The organism is Nostoc sp., assembly GCF_036916575.1.
In the GTDB taxonomy this organism is placed as follows: Bacteria; Cyanobacteriota; Cyanobacteriia; order Cyanobacteriales; family Nostocaceae; genus Nostoc.
The window spans coordinates 1-15778 of sequence record NZ_JBALGC010000037.1 but is presented as its reverse complement, the minus strand read 5'-3'; the positions used below and the strand labels follow the sequence as shown (position 1 = coordinate 15778).

The window sequence follows — 15778 nt, the reverse complement described above, 5'->3', positions numbered from 1 at the left end:
AAGTTAAAGCTAAGTTTTATCAAGGGTTTTGGCTCTTTGTCTCTTAAATCCTCTTTTTTTAGCAAAGGTATTGTTAAGATAGAGAAATTTGATTAGATACACATTGTCAAAGCAGAAAATTGATTTGCCAATTTGGGAAAGTCAATTTCTAAAGATAACTAAAACTTTTTTAGGAACCCGAACAAGGAGGGAGTTGTGACCAAGAATTGTGAGGAGAAACAGTAGGTGCAGAGGCAGTGAGAATCACCTCACCATTATATCCGTACATCCATCCCTGAGCTTCAATCAGTGGCGCAGATTTAACAGAATCGTAAGGTTTGTTGCTAGTAGTAGGGTTTTCGGGGTCGAGAGCGTTTTCTTGTCTCCTTGAGATACTTGCGCTTTGGACAGTTGGAATCTGATAAGTCTGATAGGGTGCAATTGAGGGGTCATCTGGCATCACTGGCAAACCTCCGTTCCCCGTGATGATGAATTTCCCTTCTGGGCGTTTATTTCGTGTAATGCAACTATTGGCAATCAACTGTGAAGTATCAATGATGTTTGTGGGCAGAGCAGTTAAGCCTTGACTAGGGTTAACATCAGGCGTGTTGAGTTGCACTACGCCATTGAATTGGGAACCACGAGCAGAACTAGCTGTAATGTCACTTAATGGCGTGGGTTGTAGACGAAACTGTGTGCCAAAGATGCCCGAAGCATTGACAATTACTCGACCACCAAAGCTATCTTGAGCATTGGCGCTGATGTCGCTATTTTCTTTTGGAACAGCGACTAGGTTGTTAGTATCAATCGTAATATTACCACCAGTGGCATTACCAAAAGCGTTGGTAGTAATGCTGCTACCTCGGCGTAGTAGCAACAAGTCGCGCGATCGCAAATTAATATTTCCCTGTCCTCCCTTTGTGTCAGCACTGATTGTTGCTTTGTTGTCAAGATAGATAGAGTTAGCTTCAACTATTAATGAGCCTGCAATTCCTGACCCTTGACTGCTCACCGTAACTTTGGCCCCATCTTGAATATTGAACTGGTTAGTATTAATTGTTAATTCTCCGCCTCTACCTGTGGAAGTTTCAGATGTATTGGCAAACAGCCCACTTGCAGGGTCTACAGTTAGAACTTGATTTGAACCAAATCGGGCAATAAATTGGTCAAGTCGAGCAAAATAGTTAGCATTGCTACCAGAAAGGGTGATGCTGTCAGTGACATTAAGGTTAATATTACCTGCCTTGTCACTACCACTGCTGGTGGTAATAACTTGTCCACCACTAATGGCTTCTAATGTATTAGCCCACAAGGTGATGTTACCCCCATCCCCTTGTCCACGGGTTCTAACACTTAAAAAAGCACCATCCTTCAAAGACAGTGTCTTGGTCGTGATGTTAATATCACCCCCCTTGCCTACACCTGTTGATTCCACAGTACTGTATGCTCCACTGGGTCTTCCATTGTTGCCCGCTCCTTCCAAGGAGACTGTATCTTGAGCAAATATATTCACATTGCCCGCATCCCCTAGTCCAGAGGTGGCAGCACTGAGTTGAGCGCCATTGCTCACTCTAAACGACCCCGTCCTGATGTAGATGTTGCCTCCCTGACCTTCGGCTCCTTTCTCTACTGCGCTGAGTACCGAGCTGACCCCATCCAAGGAGACTGTATCGCGGGCAACTATATTCACACTGCCTGCATCTCCTTTTCCTTCGGTTCTGACATTCAATACAGCGCCATTCCTCAGATTAAGTGACCCAGTGGTAATATTGATGCCAGTACCATTGCCCACCCCCTTTTTGAGCACATTGCTGAATGCTCCACTCGGATATCCATTGCTACCTATCCCATCAAAGGTAACGGTATCCCCGGCAGTAATATTCACACTGCCTGCATCCCCCTTTCCACCATAGTTGGTAGCAATCAGCTCACCACCATTCGTAACAGAGAGTGACCCAGTTGTGATGTAGATGTTGCCTCCCTGACCTTCGGCTCCTTTCTCTACTGCGCTGAGTACCGAGCTGACCCCATCCAAGGAGACTCTATCGCGGGCAAATATATTCACACTGCCTGCATTTCCTTTTCCATAGGTTCTGACATTCAATACAGCGCCATTTTTCAGATCAAGTGACCCAGTGGTAATATTGATGCTGGTACCGTTGCCCACCCCCTTTGGGAACACATTGCTGAATGCTCCACTCGGATATCCATTGCTACCTATCCCATCAAAGGTAACGGTATCCCCGGCAGTAATATTCACACTGCCTGCATCCCCCTTTCCACCATAGTTGGTAGCAATCAGCTCACCACCATTCGTAACAGAGAGTGACCCAGTTGTGATGTAGATGTTGCCTCCCTGACCTTCGGCTCCTTTCTCTACTGCGCTGAGTACCGAGCTGACCCCATCCAAGGAGACTCTATCGCGGGCAAATATATTCACATTGCCTGCATTTCCTTTTCCATCGGTTGTGACATTCAATACAGCGCCATTTTTCAGATCAAGTGACCCAGTGGTAATATTGATGCTGGTACCGTTGCCCACCCCCTTTTTGAGCACATTGCTGAATGCTCCACTCGGAAATTTGCGACCTATCCCATCAAAGGTAACGGTATCCCCGGCAGTAATATTCACACTGCCTGCATCCCCCTTTCCACCATAGTTGGTAGCAACCAGCTCACCACCATTTGTAACAGAGAGTGACCCAGTTGTGATGTCGATGTTGCCACCTTTGCCCACGCCTGTTTCTTGTACAGCGCTGGATGCCTGACTTTGTACAGCGCTGGATGCCTGACTGGATCTACTATTGGAGCTAGTCCCCCCATCAAAGGAAACGGTATCACGGGCAACTATTTTTATATTGCCCGCATTCCCTCGTCCAGAGGTTTCGGTATTCAGTACACCGCCATTTCTTACATAAAGCGAGCCGGTCTTAATATTGATGTCACCACTTTTACCTACAGCCGTTGATTGCACCGTATTAGATATACCACTTCCATTCAGGTTTATTGCCTGTGTTGCCTTAATTTCAATATCTCCCGCCCGTGAGTCAACAGAACCCAACCCTGATGCTATCCCTGACTCTAGCTTTGTATTTTCTCCAATCATATCTAAGAAACGGGCATTGATCGCAATCCTACCCCCACCACCAGCGAGTACATTAACATCAGTGCCATTGCTCAGAGATACATCAGCTCGTTCAACGCCATCAGGAAAACTTAAACCAAGGTATGAGCCATTAATACTCAAACCAACTGTACCAGTGTCTGCCATACCTCCCAACTCCACATTTCCACCCGGAGCTATGAGTTTACCACCATGAAGCTGCACATTACCGCCTACAAGTGCTAAGGTCTGACCAGGATTAACTTCTAAACTAGAACCCTGTGCCTGAATCTTTGCCGGATTCGTTCCAAATTGTAAGCCAATGGGTACATTGATAGTCAGCAAAGGTGGAGTTTGAGAATTTACAGCACTGAACTTAATACCATCACTAAAATTAAGACTATTAGCTGTGCTTGCAATAAACGAACCGCCAATATTCAGGGAGGCATTGGAATTAAAGATAATTCCATTCGGATTGATTAAAAATAAATTTGCAGTGCCATTTGTCCGAATCATCCCATCAATATTTGAGCCTGAGTTACCTGTAACGCGAGTCAGGATGTTCTGAATCTGCATCGCATTATTGAAAAATGCTTCCCCGCCTTTAGGTACGGAAAACTCGCTAAAACTGTGGAACAGGTTGTTTCCCCGAACTGTTCCTCCCTCAATCGTGCAAGCTGTGCATCCTGGTGCGACGCTGGAATTGACCTCAAGTGTATTATCAGGAATAATTTGGGCGTACACGGGGCTAGTCATTACAAAAACACAGCATCCCGTTATAGTTATCGCCCCAGAACCAAATAGCAGCGATTTCCAGCTTTGATAAGACCCTAATTTAGCTTTCACAAGACTTCTTGACTCCCCACAACCACTAGTCATACTACGTCATCAAGTTTAACAAGTTGTCATATTCCTTAACTAAAGTGCTGATTTTCCAATTTTGGAAAACTAAATTCCTCAAACTGCAACACGTGGTCAGTTGATTATTTGTATCCTAGTCTTGAACCATTAGTTTTACTTAAATGGCAAGTTAATTTATAGTCACAAAAAGTTAGATGTCCTGTAGTTTTGGTACTTTAAATAAAGCTATTAAAATTACACCAGTTATGAGCCAACAGTCAAAGCAAACTTTGCAAAAGTTTTTAGTCGTTGACGACCACGAAGCAATTCTTCAAGGTACAATCCCAGCGCTAAAGGAGAAATATCCAGAAGCAGAAATCCTCGCAGCTCAAGATGCCCAGACGGCGTATCAGCAATTTCAACGCTACCACCCAGATTTATTAATTGTGGATTTATGTCTACCAGAAAAGCCTCAAGCTATTGCCCAGACGGAGGTTGGTATGCAACTTATCAAAACTTTGATGGAAAGCCCTCTTGCCCCTAACTTAGTGGTGCTGAGTACCAATGTCAAACCGTTAGTACGGCTCAAACCGATGATTAATGCCTATGAAGGTGGGTTTGCTGCTATGGATAAGTCCTTGCCGATCCGGGAAATGTTAAAGTTCGTTGACTTGGCATTGCGCGGCTCTATTTATTTATCTTCAGAACTGCGATCGCGCCCAGAATTTGACCGAAAATGGATAGAGGTACTGACGCTTAAATATCAAGAAGGCTTAACAGATAAAGCGATCGCTCAACAAATGGAAGTAAGTGATCGCACCGTCAGAAACTATTGGATTAGATTGCAAGATTCTCTGGGTGTTTATGACGAACCTGGTAAAGAATTGAGAATTCAAATTGAGATCGCAGCTAGAAAAATCGGATTAATTAATTAATTGATGAAGTTCGCACTTACTATAAAAAGCAATTTTTGGAAAAAAGTTCACCACCAACTGCCACTCTGGCGAGAAGTAGTGATGCCAGGACTCTCAGTAGTAGGATTTATTATGCTTGCTCGTTCAATAGGATTATTGCAATCACAAGAGTGGCTTGTATTCGATCAATTATTACGGGTGCGGCCTAATGAAGCTATCGATCAACGGGTGGTAATTGTAGGTATTGATGAAGAAGATATTAACTATGTAGGAAGCTATCCTATACCGAATAGAGAAATTGCTAAAATGTTGAACATTCTACATACTTACAAACCTAGAGTCATCGGTTTGGATCTTTTTAAGGACAAACATAGTAATTCAGATCGTGCAGACTTGGCACTTGCCCTAAGAGAAAATACAAATATCATTGGAATTGAAGTTGCATTAAATCAGAAACGAACTTTTAATGTTAAGCCACCACCTGAGTTACCTCCCGAACGAGTTGGCTTTGCAGATCTAATAGTTGACCCTGATGGCAAGCTACGACGTAACGTGTTGGCAGCCAAGACTCACACGGGAAAACTTAAATACTCCTTACCTCTGTGTTTAGCCCGATTCTATTTGCGCGAACAAGGAATCGTATTTCATCATGGCAGTCGTTCTTACGACCCTATCCAATTTGGTTCGAGTCGGCTAGTCCGCTTTCTCCCCAATTCTGGTGGATATGTGGGAACTGATGCTAATGGCTTTCAGATATTACTAAACTTTCGCTCTCATCCCGAACCTTTTCGCACCTTATCTTTGAGAGATATCCTCACTAAAAAAATTGATCCTAATTGGATTCGCGATCGCATCGTGATTATTGGCATGACTGCCTCCAGTATTAAAGATAAATTTACTACTTCCGCAGTCAAACGTACACTTTATACTAGAGATTTAGGAATTGAAAATTCTGCTAATCAGTTTCAATGGATTTCTGGTGTAGAGATTCATGCCCATGCCACGAGCCAAATTATTAGTAATGTTTTAGACGGACGACCACTGTTAAAAGTATGGCCAAAATTTTGGGAATATTTATGGATTTTAGCTTGGGGTTTAGTTGGCATAATTCTGGGTTTAATCCTGCAATCTCCTGCAAAAACATTGTTGAGCCTTGGGTTAGCTAGTATCGGACTTGTGGGAATTTGTTATATTCTCCTAGTTGTGGGTTGGTGGATTCCTTTAGTACCAACCTTGTTATCTCTAGCAGGTGCAGGACTGACAACATCTTTTTTCGACCGAGATTTAAGAACATTACTCGAACAACGCAGTCTAACTCTCAAGCGCTCTTTTCAGACAATCCATAATGGCCCTCTGCAAACTCTGGCTGTCATTTTAAGGAGTCTTGGCGAAGACATAGAAACTGAGAAATTGCGATCGCAACTTGAACAACTGAATCAGGAGTTACGAAGTATCCCTGATTCTCTTAGTCAAGAAATGCTGAGTCGCAATGACAGTCTCTACTTAGAGGGAAATGTGGTTCTCGATCTCCAAATTCCAATTGCTGAGTTACTTTATCATATTTACGACAGTACCTTACAAAGAAAATTTCAAGGATTTGAGACAATTCAAAGTTTTATTCCTCCCAATTTTGAGCCACTAGAAGAGTGCTACTTAAATGCAGATCAAAAGCGAAGCTTGTACCTGTTTTTGCAAGAAGCATTATGTAATGTCGGAAAACATTCGCAACGAGCTACCCGTCTTGATGTTGTTTGTACACGTTCAGCAAGTGAGTATTGCTTGCAAATAATTGATAATGGAGTTGGTATTCTATCCAAATCTAATTATCAAAGTGGTGGTAGTGGGACAGACCAAGCTCAATATTTAGCCCGGAAATTGAGAGGTAAGTTTCGACGATTTCCTCACTCTCCACAAGGCACTGTCTGCGAGTTGACTTGGCCTGTAGCAACTACTTGGTGGCAACGATTTTTGTCTCCAGGCAATTGGAAATTTTTCTCTGCCCACACTGATATTGGGACTTAAACATTTTTGAAGCAGAAACAAACCTCAAACCCTTACAGGACAAGGAAAATACACCAAAAGCTTAAAAATGCTTGAAACCCAGATATATCAATAAAATAGGCAAAACGATGTCAAAGTCTTTCTGTATATACATTTGAGTGTTTTTTCTAGCTATTTTTTGTCTAAGTCCCAATATAAGTTAACGTACGCCTCCGTTGGAGACTTACGTTAACTGAAAAAAGCACATCTGAAGTTTTGAATACTTTTCTTGAGAACTCATTCTTGTAATTAAAGCCTTTTCATCAAATTTCGCCTCAATACATTAACATTGCAGGTCGATACATTGGCATTGTAAGTCGATGCATTAGCATTGTAAGTCGATCATTGGCATTGTAAGTCGATGCATTAGCATTGTAAGTCGATCATTGACACTGCAGGTCAATGCATTCTACTTAAACCGCAAGAAGGCATTAATTATTACTAATATTAATTATTTTCCCCTATGCTGAGAGCGATCGCTACGATCGCACTCATAGGTTTACAGTATTGGTGACAACTTAAAGCAAAATTATTTTTGTCAACAGTAATTAAGCTATAAATAAACTGAATATTGAGTATCACATTTAGCTTGATACTCTGGTTTGAGAACAAGGGTAAACGATGCTTTTAAATATGAGGTGAGCGCTAGCTTAAAAATTGTGTTTCTAACCTCGATTTCGGACAATCTTTTAAGCACTATTGCTTATTGACAAATAGCTTATAACCTTAAGTTGTCACCAATAGGTTTACAGTCATTTTAGAGATTTTCCTTTGCATCTACGCAGTTATTAAAAACGTTTGTTGTGAAACACCACCTGCGGCTTTAATCAAATCAGCTGCCTTTTCGCCAATCATAATTGTGGGTGCATTGGTGTTTCCCGTGCTGATAGTTGGCATAATTGAAGCATCCACGACACGCAACCCTTCAACACCATGTACGCGCAGTTCGGGATCTACCACTGAATCGGAGTCTGTTCCCATTTTGCAAGTGCCGACAGGGTGGTATACACTGTCGCAGGTTTCCCGAATGTAAGCTAGGAATGTTTCATCACTCTTGTTATCAGCACCGGGAGCAGCTTCCTCACCTCGGAACTGATCAAATACATTTGAGTGGAATATCTGTCGAATAATTTTGATCCCTGCAAGCAGCTTTTGCAAATCGGATTCGCTTTGAAGATAGTTCATCCGAATGATCGGTGGGTCTTGGGGAGAAGCAGAACGCAGCGTGAGACTACCACGGCTTTGAGGATTAGTCAGACAGGCTGTAGCTCCAAATCCTGGGCCTTCGCGGGCATAGGCAGGATGTGCCCACAAAACAGGGCCAAAGAAAAACTGTAAATCTGGTGCAACATCTAAACGACCTTCAGTATGCAGGAACAATCCAGCTTCGGCAATATTGCTAGTTGGGTCAGGTTGTAAATCCTGAGTGGCTTGATGTGCAACGGCGACGTGAAGGTGATCTTGGAGATTCTGCCCAACACCAGGCAAATCAACAACTACGGGAATGTCTAGCGATCGCAGATGTTCTGCATTGCCAATCCCAGAGAGCATCAGCAGTTTAGGTGAATCGAATGCGCCAGCACTTAGAATCACTTCTTGATTCACAAAGGTTTGGTGTATTGTTCCCTGGTGCAGATACTCCACTCCAATAGTACGTGTTCCCTCAAACAGTAACCGAGTGACTAATGCACTAGTAGTGACTGTTAGGTTAGGGCGTTCAAGAATTGGCAATAGAAATGCAGTTGCTGTACTTTCTCGCTTACCATCTTTGACTGTCAACTGATAAAGTCCTGCCCCTGACTGTTGTGCGCCATTGAAATCAGGATTGCGTTCATAGCCTAGTGCGACGGCTGCTTCCACAAATCTTTGTGATGTCACACTAGGAGCAATTGGATCTGTGACATTCAATAATCCATCGACACTGTGAAATTCGGATGTGATTCGCTGCTGGTTTTCAGATTTATTGAAGTATGGCAACACATCTTGGTAACTCCAACCCGGATTTCCTAACTCCTGCCAGTGGTCATAATCATGCCGACTGCCTCGAATATAAATCATGGCGTTGATCGAACTGGTGCCACCTAAGACTTTCCCGCGCGGACAATAGATTTTGCGGTTATTTAGGTACGGTTCTTCTTCCGTAAAATATGCCCAGTCCACTTCAGTACCCCATAGTTTTATCCAGTTTAGAGGAACTTGATGCTCTGGTAAGTTAGCCGGATTGCCTGCTTCCAGTAATAACACAGTAGTTTTACCGTCTTCGGTGAGGCGATTGGCAAGAACACAGCCTGCCGAGCCTGCACCAATCACAATATAATCGTATTCAGTCATGAAATTTTTCTTGTTAATTGCAATAATTTTTATTTTAGAAAAATACTGTTTTCAGCGATCGCTTTTTACTTAAACTGCTAAAACTTTACAAAAAGCGAATCCAACCCCTTGAATACCAATTTTCTTCACATACTTCTGTGACTGCGATATTTCTTTGCCTGACAACTAAAAGAATAAGTTGAGTCAGCTATAGCAATCTTATTTGAGATCCGAACAGTGTTGATCCTGATACAGTTTAGGAAAATCAAATTCTTATTGATTGGTAAGGAACTTCATTTTGGTATAAATGTACCATTATTTTGTAAGCTAATCAGCATTTAAGTTGCATAAAAGCAGGGCTGAAGCCCTTACTACAAGCGAATCATTCTGGAAAAATGAATGACGATTAGCTTATTTAATTTAGGATTGCTATAGCAAGGTATACGTTATGAACGAAAACTATATTTCCAACTTTGGAAACTACATTTTTGATTGGAGAAATAGGAGTGAGGCAAAACTTCTTAACCCTACAAGTAGCGCCAATGCATACTACTGCCTATTTGTACAGTGCGTAATTTCTAACGGATTTATGAAATACTGTATTTAGTTATGCGATCGCAACACCAAGGCTGTGCATTGCCTAAAGCGATCGCTGATTAAGTAAGAAATTCACTTTTTAAAGTATTACTTTGTGCCATCATGCAACGCTTACCATACCGTGTTCGTCGCATTTGGGCAGTTCTCTTCCTGACAACGCTAACCTTATGTTTGTGGTTAGCACATCCTTCTCTAACAATTGGGCATAAGGGAATCGCAGAGATAGCAACAGCGAAATCGTCGGCTTTAACACAGCCAGTACAGCAAGGACTTAAGCTATATCAAGCTGGCGATATTCAAGGAGCAATCAAGTCTTGGCAAGCATACCTCTCCTCCAATCAACAGCGTAATAGTGATTCTGCTGAGGTAATAAATGTCCGGACATACCTTGCCAGAGCATACCAACAAGTAGGTCAAATATCGGAAGCGATCGCCGAATTAAAGCTAGTTATCGCCTACTATCGTCAAACAAACAAGCCGATAAAAGTAGGACGGATGCTGACAGAACAGGCTCAACTCTACAGTAACCTGGGACAGCAGCGACGCGCAGTTACCATTTTGTGCGGTCAAAATCAAATCAATCTGCCATGTACTCAAAATAGTGCCCTAGAAATTGCCCGCCGCCAGTCAGATTTTCCTGGCGAAGTAGCTGCTTGGGGTAGTCTGGGAAATGCTCATCGTCTCCAAGGCGAGTACAAGCAAGCTATTCAAGAATTTGAACATAGCTATGAAATAGCCAAGCGGATCAATAATCAAAGTTATGTAGCGTCTACCTTAAATGGTTTAGCCAATACCTACGCTAGTCTTGCAAAGCGCAATCAGCGTCGGGCTGAATTCGCTAACGACGTAGACGATCAAAAAGCAGCCGAAAAATTCCAGCAATACACGGTTAGTGATGATAACCAAGCTGCACAATATTTTGAACAAAGTCTGAATCTAGCTCGTAGCCAGAACGATAGAGTAAACGAACTGCGATCGCTACTAGGTCTAGTTAGGCTTTACTACCGCCAACATCCTCAGGATAAAGCCATAGTTAACAATACACTACAGCAAGCGATCGTCGTCCTAGAACAGATGCCCGATTCTCACGAGAAAGCCTATGCGGCAATTCAACTGGCTAATCTTCTACAACTCGTCAGCCAGAAAGTTAAGTCGGTCAGTACTGATGCAGCAACTCAATGCTTAGAGTCAGAATTGTTACCCAAGTCTGTTGAACTACTCAACAAAGCTGTAGCAATCACTCAAAAAATACAGGAACCAGAGGCAGAATCTTTTGCTAAAGGCAGGTTAGGACACGTTTATGAATGCCTCCAAGATTATCAACAAGCGATAAATTTGACTCAAGAAGCGCTTATTGGCACTGTCGCAAACGAGAGCCTTTACTTGTGGGCTTGGCAGGCGGCACGCCTATTTAGAGCCACAGGTCGGGTGAAAGAAGCGATTAATTTTTATGAAGAATCTATTGACAGCCTCAAAAGTATTCGCAGCGACCTTACCTTAGAACAGCGAGATTTTCAATTTGACTTTCGAGACAATGTTGAACCAGTTTACCGCGAGTTGCTTGAGTTACGCCTAGAGCAAACTGAACATCTTGTTCAAGAATCTGATATTCAACAGAATTTAGAATTTGTCCTTCTAGCAATAGATGAGTTAAGGCTAGCAGAACTACAAAATTATTTAGGTAATGATTGTGCTTTAGCACTGATTCAGCAACCAGTCCCATTAGTGGGGAAAAATACTGCTGTCTTGAGTTCGATTATTTTGAAAGAGCGCCTGGCGATCATTCTTACTTTGGCTGACGATCAGAAAAAATTTAAATCACGACTTTTTTGGGTGCCTGCTAAGAATCAAGAGGTCAAAGATGCAATCAATGACCTACGAATCAAACTAGAAAAGCGCTCCGATTTGGAAAACAGTTATAAAGCCAAAGCTCAACAAGTGTATGACTGGTTAATTCGTCCTTTTATCAAAGATTTAGAAACAGAGAAAATCGAAACTTTAGTGTTTATCCAAGATGGAATTCTTCGGAATATCCCGATGGCAGCGCTGTTTGACGGCAAGCAATTCTTGATTGAAAAGTATGCGATCGCCACTGCCCCAGCACTGACTCTAACCAAGCCAATCCGCTATAACCATCAAAAATTACGAATATTGGCTTTCGGCTTGACACAGGCAGCTACAGTTGAAACGGATGCGGGTGCAAAAGTTTTTGAGCCGCTTAATCAAGTAAAATTAGAGCTTAAAACCATTACAACGAGTTTACCTAAAAGCAAGGGCTTACTTGATCAAGACTTTACACCTGAGCGATTGCAACAAGAGTTAGAAAAAAATACTTACTCAGTAATTCATCTAGCAACACACGGCAAGTTTGGTATTGATGATAGGGAAACGTTCTTGGTAACTGGTAAAAAAGTTGAAGTAAATCATCAAAAATCTGGCAAAACCGAGACTTATAATCAAAAATTGACAATAACCGACCTTTATCAACTAATTAGTAATAGTCGCGATCGCAATAATCCCATAGAGCTACTGACCTTGACAGCTTGTGAAACAGCAGTAGGTAGCGATCGGGAAACTTTAGGTCTGGCTGGTATTGCCATCCAAGCCGGATCTCAAAGCGCCATAGGTTCTCTATGGAAAGTTGATGATGCAGCAACCGCGCAACTGATAGCCAAATTTTATCAAAGCTGGCACAGTGGACTAAGTAAGGCCAGAGCCTTACAGATGACTCAAATAGCTTGGCTACAAGCGCATCAGCAGCAACCCGAAAGTCACCCTGGATACTGGGCACCATTCATCCTTATTGGTAACTGGCTTTAAATCAGTGAACAGTGAACAGCTAATAACTGTCTTCAATTTGAAATTTTGGCTCTATCGCTCCTTTTATGGACTCTAAGAATAAATAAACTGGTCTTATAGACTGTGGTTTTTAGAGTGAATGAGTTTTCAGGTTTTGAAGTTTCTTTATAAAATCTGAATTTTAATACCACAGCATAAGGGGAGCGGTAGAACCGAAATTTTTAAGTGTTTTTGATTGAAATTTAAACGTTTATACTAGCGCTGCAATTGATGAATTGGGCTTTTTGTAAGTTCTACTTTAATTTGTTCTTTGAGATCAGTTTCAGAGCCATTTGCTACCTGTTCTAGGAGAAACATATTTAATTCTCTCAGCTTCGGCTCATCCTTTGAGGTTAAAGCGATTTCTAAAGTGTTGTACCACAAATCAGCTTGGTTATAGAGATTTGCCTTAGTTAAAATATCATTGCTCTGAGAGAGTTGCTTTTCCAAATCTGGTTGAACTGAAACTACTTTCATCGCAGCTGTAGCAAATGGATTGGCTGACGGGCGATTAGCATCGCAGACTAATTCGACTTGCCAAAGATATCTTTGACCAACTAACAATTCTGCACTGGACAGAGATAGCATCATAATTCCTGGTGAACTTTTAAAATTTTTGTCTTTAATCTCTTTTACCAACTTAGATTGTTTACTAACTGGGTCATACTCATAAAGCCGAAACTCCATTTGCCAGGAGGTAGAATTGCTGGTAAACCAAGCGAATGTAGGACGTGTTGCCAAAGTTTGCCCATAAATTTGGGAAGGTGCAAGCAAAATCAGGGCTGGAATGCTACTTGAAGATGTCTCGGACTGAGTTTCGCATCCTCTAGAGCCACCTGAAGTTCCTGTAGTCTGAGGTGGGGGATCGTTAGAATTATTGTTCCCATCAGCTAAGGCTGTTGTAGGCATCAATAACAATAAGCTCAAGGCAATATCAATGGATGTAAAAAGGCTTTTCCTCAAACATTTCTGGGAAGGGCGTAATATCTGAGCCATGTTCTACCTCGATAAGTTGCTAGGATAAGTCTTAAGAACGTATCTGGTTAAACAACCTATATTTTACAGATGGACTTGAAAATACGGTTGTGTTGCAAAAACCAGTGCTGGTCTGGTAAAAGTGCAGAAGGCAGTTCATCAGCAGCGAAAGATACCCTGTTGATGAACTGCAAGTAACTATTCAAATGGTGACACTTCCAATGCAAGATTATTCTACTGTCTGTGCGCTGGTATGTGCGATATTCCCTCTAATATCGAAACCTTGAAGAAAAGCTCGGACGAAAGTCTAAGCTTAGTACAGTTTTGCGTAAAAGCGTAGCGTTTTTAATGCAGGGGGATGCATTGGCATTGCAAGGGGATGCATTAACAATGCGGCCGACGCATTAACATTGTATCGGGATGCATTGGCATTGCAGGGAGACGCATTAACATTGCATCGGGATACATTGGCATTGCAAGGTATTGCCTTTGATTAATTCGCTAGGAATTAATGAAATGCTGTACTTAGGCACTCGCCTATGAGTTCCAAGTCAGTGTGGGTAGTTGACAGAGTCTAAATATTCTTTGAGAGGGCGAGTAAGATACCCACTTTAAGAAAATAAATATTTTTTGTCAGTCAAAGTGTAGTGCCTACAAGACTTTACACTGCCCATGATGCCGTAACAAATGGTCACACAGCACCAACGCCACCATTGCCTCAACCATTGGAACTGCACGCGGTAATACACAAGGATCATGGCGTCCTTTCGCTGCTAATAGCGTTTCTTCGCCCTCACGAGTTACAGTTTTTTGCTCTTTTCTAATTGTTGCTGTCGGCTTAAATGCAACTCGCAAAATGATATTTTCCCCGTTGGAAATCCCCCCTTGAATACCACCAGAACGGTTTGTGAGTGTGCGGATTTCACCATTTTGATCAATATAAAATTCGTCGTTATGCTCAATTCCCGTTAGCAGCGTTCCCCCAAAACCGGAACCAATTTCAAAGCCTTTGCTAGCAGGGAGAGACATGACACCCTTAGCGATATCAGCTTCCAATTTATCGAATACTGGTTCGCCCAGACCTTTCGGCAGATTTCGCGCCACACATTCTACTACACCGCCGATAGAATCACCTTGTCTACCTGTTTGCTCAATTAATTCAATCATGCGATCGCTGCATTCAACATCGGGACAGCGGACGATATTGCTTTCCACTTGTTCTAAGGTTACAGTATTTGGATCAACTACACCTTCCAAGTCTTTGATGCGCTTAACGTAAGCGATAATTTCAATATTGGCTACTTGATAGAGAATTTTTTTAGCGATCGCACCTGCTGCTACTCTTCCGATTGTCTCACGCGCTGACGACCTACCCCCACCTTGCCAATTGCGAATGCCATATTTTGCATCATAAGTTGCATCCGCATGAGAAGGCCGATATTTCTCGGACATTTCGTCGTAGTCTTGGGGACGAGTGTCTTTGTTCCGCACCAAAATTGTTATAGGCGTTCCTAGTGTTTTGCCTTCAAATACCCCTGATAAAATCTCGCAGGTATCCGCTTCTTTGCGAGGGGTCGTAATTTTACTTTGTCCGGGACGCCTTCTATCTAGTTCTACTTGAATTTCTTCTGCCGAAATTTCTAGTTGTGGAGGACAACCATCAATCACAACCCCCACACCGCCGCCGTGAGACTCGCCAAAAGTACTGATGCGAAATAGATGACCAAAAGTGTTGCCCATGATTTTGAGGAAAAAGGTGAGGCTTATGTATTTTACCTAGAGTTCTTGCAAAAGTTTGTTTTGTTCTGATCTTTGTAGAACTTTCCGCTATTTTTTAGGATTTATGCAACAGTGTTTCCGAGTCTTTACCCAACTCTATATCACAATACAATTCAGTTAAGCATTTCTTCCTTCTCTTTCTTCTCTTCCTTTGCGTTCTTCTCTACGAGACGCTACGCGAATGCACCCTTGGCGGTTCGTTAAAAAAATTGACTTTGATAAACAGTTAAGCCTTAACTGAACTGTATTGCTATATATCAGTAAATACCTCATCTGTTCCTAACTTAAATAAAAAGCGCCCCCCCTTGCGGGAGAGCGCTTTTTGATGAAGGCTAAACTTTACTATTTAACCGTTGATAGCAGGAGCACTTAGAGCTACAGGAGCAAGATCACCAGCAGCCAA

At 42.2% G+C, this 15778-nt stretch carries 8 protein-coding genes; 3 read left to right on the top strand and 5 right to left on the bottom strand.

Annotated elements, in window-relative coordinates; translation table 11 throughout:
- Window positions 1–169: 169 nt before the first annotated feature.
- Entirely contained in the window at window positions 170–3838 is a 3669-nt protein-coding gene (locus tag V7L29_RS09405) for a two-partner secretion domain-containing protein (RefSeq protein ID WP_334735273.1), read from the bottom strand.
- A gap of 350 nt (window positions 3839–4188) precedes the next feature.
- Here V7L29_RS09405 and V7L29_RS09400 point away from each other — a divergent pair, with 350 nt between their 5' ends.
- Window positions 4189–4857 (top strand): response regulator transcription factor, encoded by a 669-nt coding sequence (locus tag V7L29_RS09400; protein ID WP_334735272.1) that lies wholly within the window; start codon window positions 4189–4191, stop codon window positions 4855–4857.
- A gap of 3 nt (window positions 4858–4860) precedes the next feature.
- Entirely contained in the window at window positions 4861–6858 is a 1998-nt protein-coding gene (locus V7L29_RS09395) for a CHASE2 domain-containing protein (protein ID WP_334689025.1), read from the top strand.
- A 465-nt stretch (window positions 6859–7323) separates the two neighbouring features.
- On the opposite strand, the gene V7L29_RS09390 is transcribed toward V7L29_RS09395, so the two are convergent.
- Both V7L29_RS09390 and V7L29_RS09385 read right to left on the bottom strand, forming a co-directional pair.
- Window positions 7324–7458: a hypothetical protein gene (locus tag V7L29_RS09390; RefSeq protein ID WP_334735271.1), complete on the bottom strand. Its 135-nt coding sequence runs from the start codon at window positions 7456–7458 to the stop codon at window positions 7324–7326.
- Between the two features lie 195 nt (window positions 7459–7653).
- Window positions 7654–9207 carry a GMC family oxidoreductase gene (locus V7L29_RS09385; RefSeq protein WP_334735270.1) on the bottom strand — a complete coding sequence of 518 codons (1554 nt, stop codon included), beginning with the start codon at window positions 9205–9207 and terminating at the stop codon, window positions 7654–7656.
- Between the two features lie 678 nt (window positions 9208–9885).
- Here V7L29_RS09385 and V7L29_RS09380 point away from each other — a divergent pair.
- Window positions 9886–12603 carry a CHAT domain-containing protein gene (locus V7L29_RS09380; protein ID WP_334735269.1) on the top strand — a complete coding sequence of 906 codons (2718 nt, stop codon included), beginning with the start codon at window positions 9886–9888 and terminating at the stop codon, window positions 12601–12603.
- A gap of 234 nt (window positions 12604–12837) precedes the next feature.
- Here V7L29_RS09380 and V7L29_RS09375 read toward each other — a convergent pair whose 3' ends face one another.
- Window positions 12838–13617, bottom strand: a complete 780-nt coding sequence (locus tag V7L29_RS09375) for a DUF928 domain-containing protein (protein ID WP_334735268.1) — start codon at window positions 13615–13617, stop codon at window positions 12838–12840.
- A gap of 630 nt (window positions 13618–14247) precedes the next feature.
- Window positions 14248–15336, bottom strand: a complete 1089-nt coding sequence (gene aroC, locus V7L29_RS09370; protein WP_334689212.1) for a chorismate synthase — start codon at window positions 15334–15336, stop codon at window positions 14248–14250.
- Window positions 15337–15778: the final 442 nt, after the last annotated feature.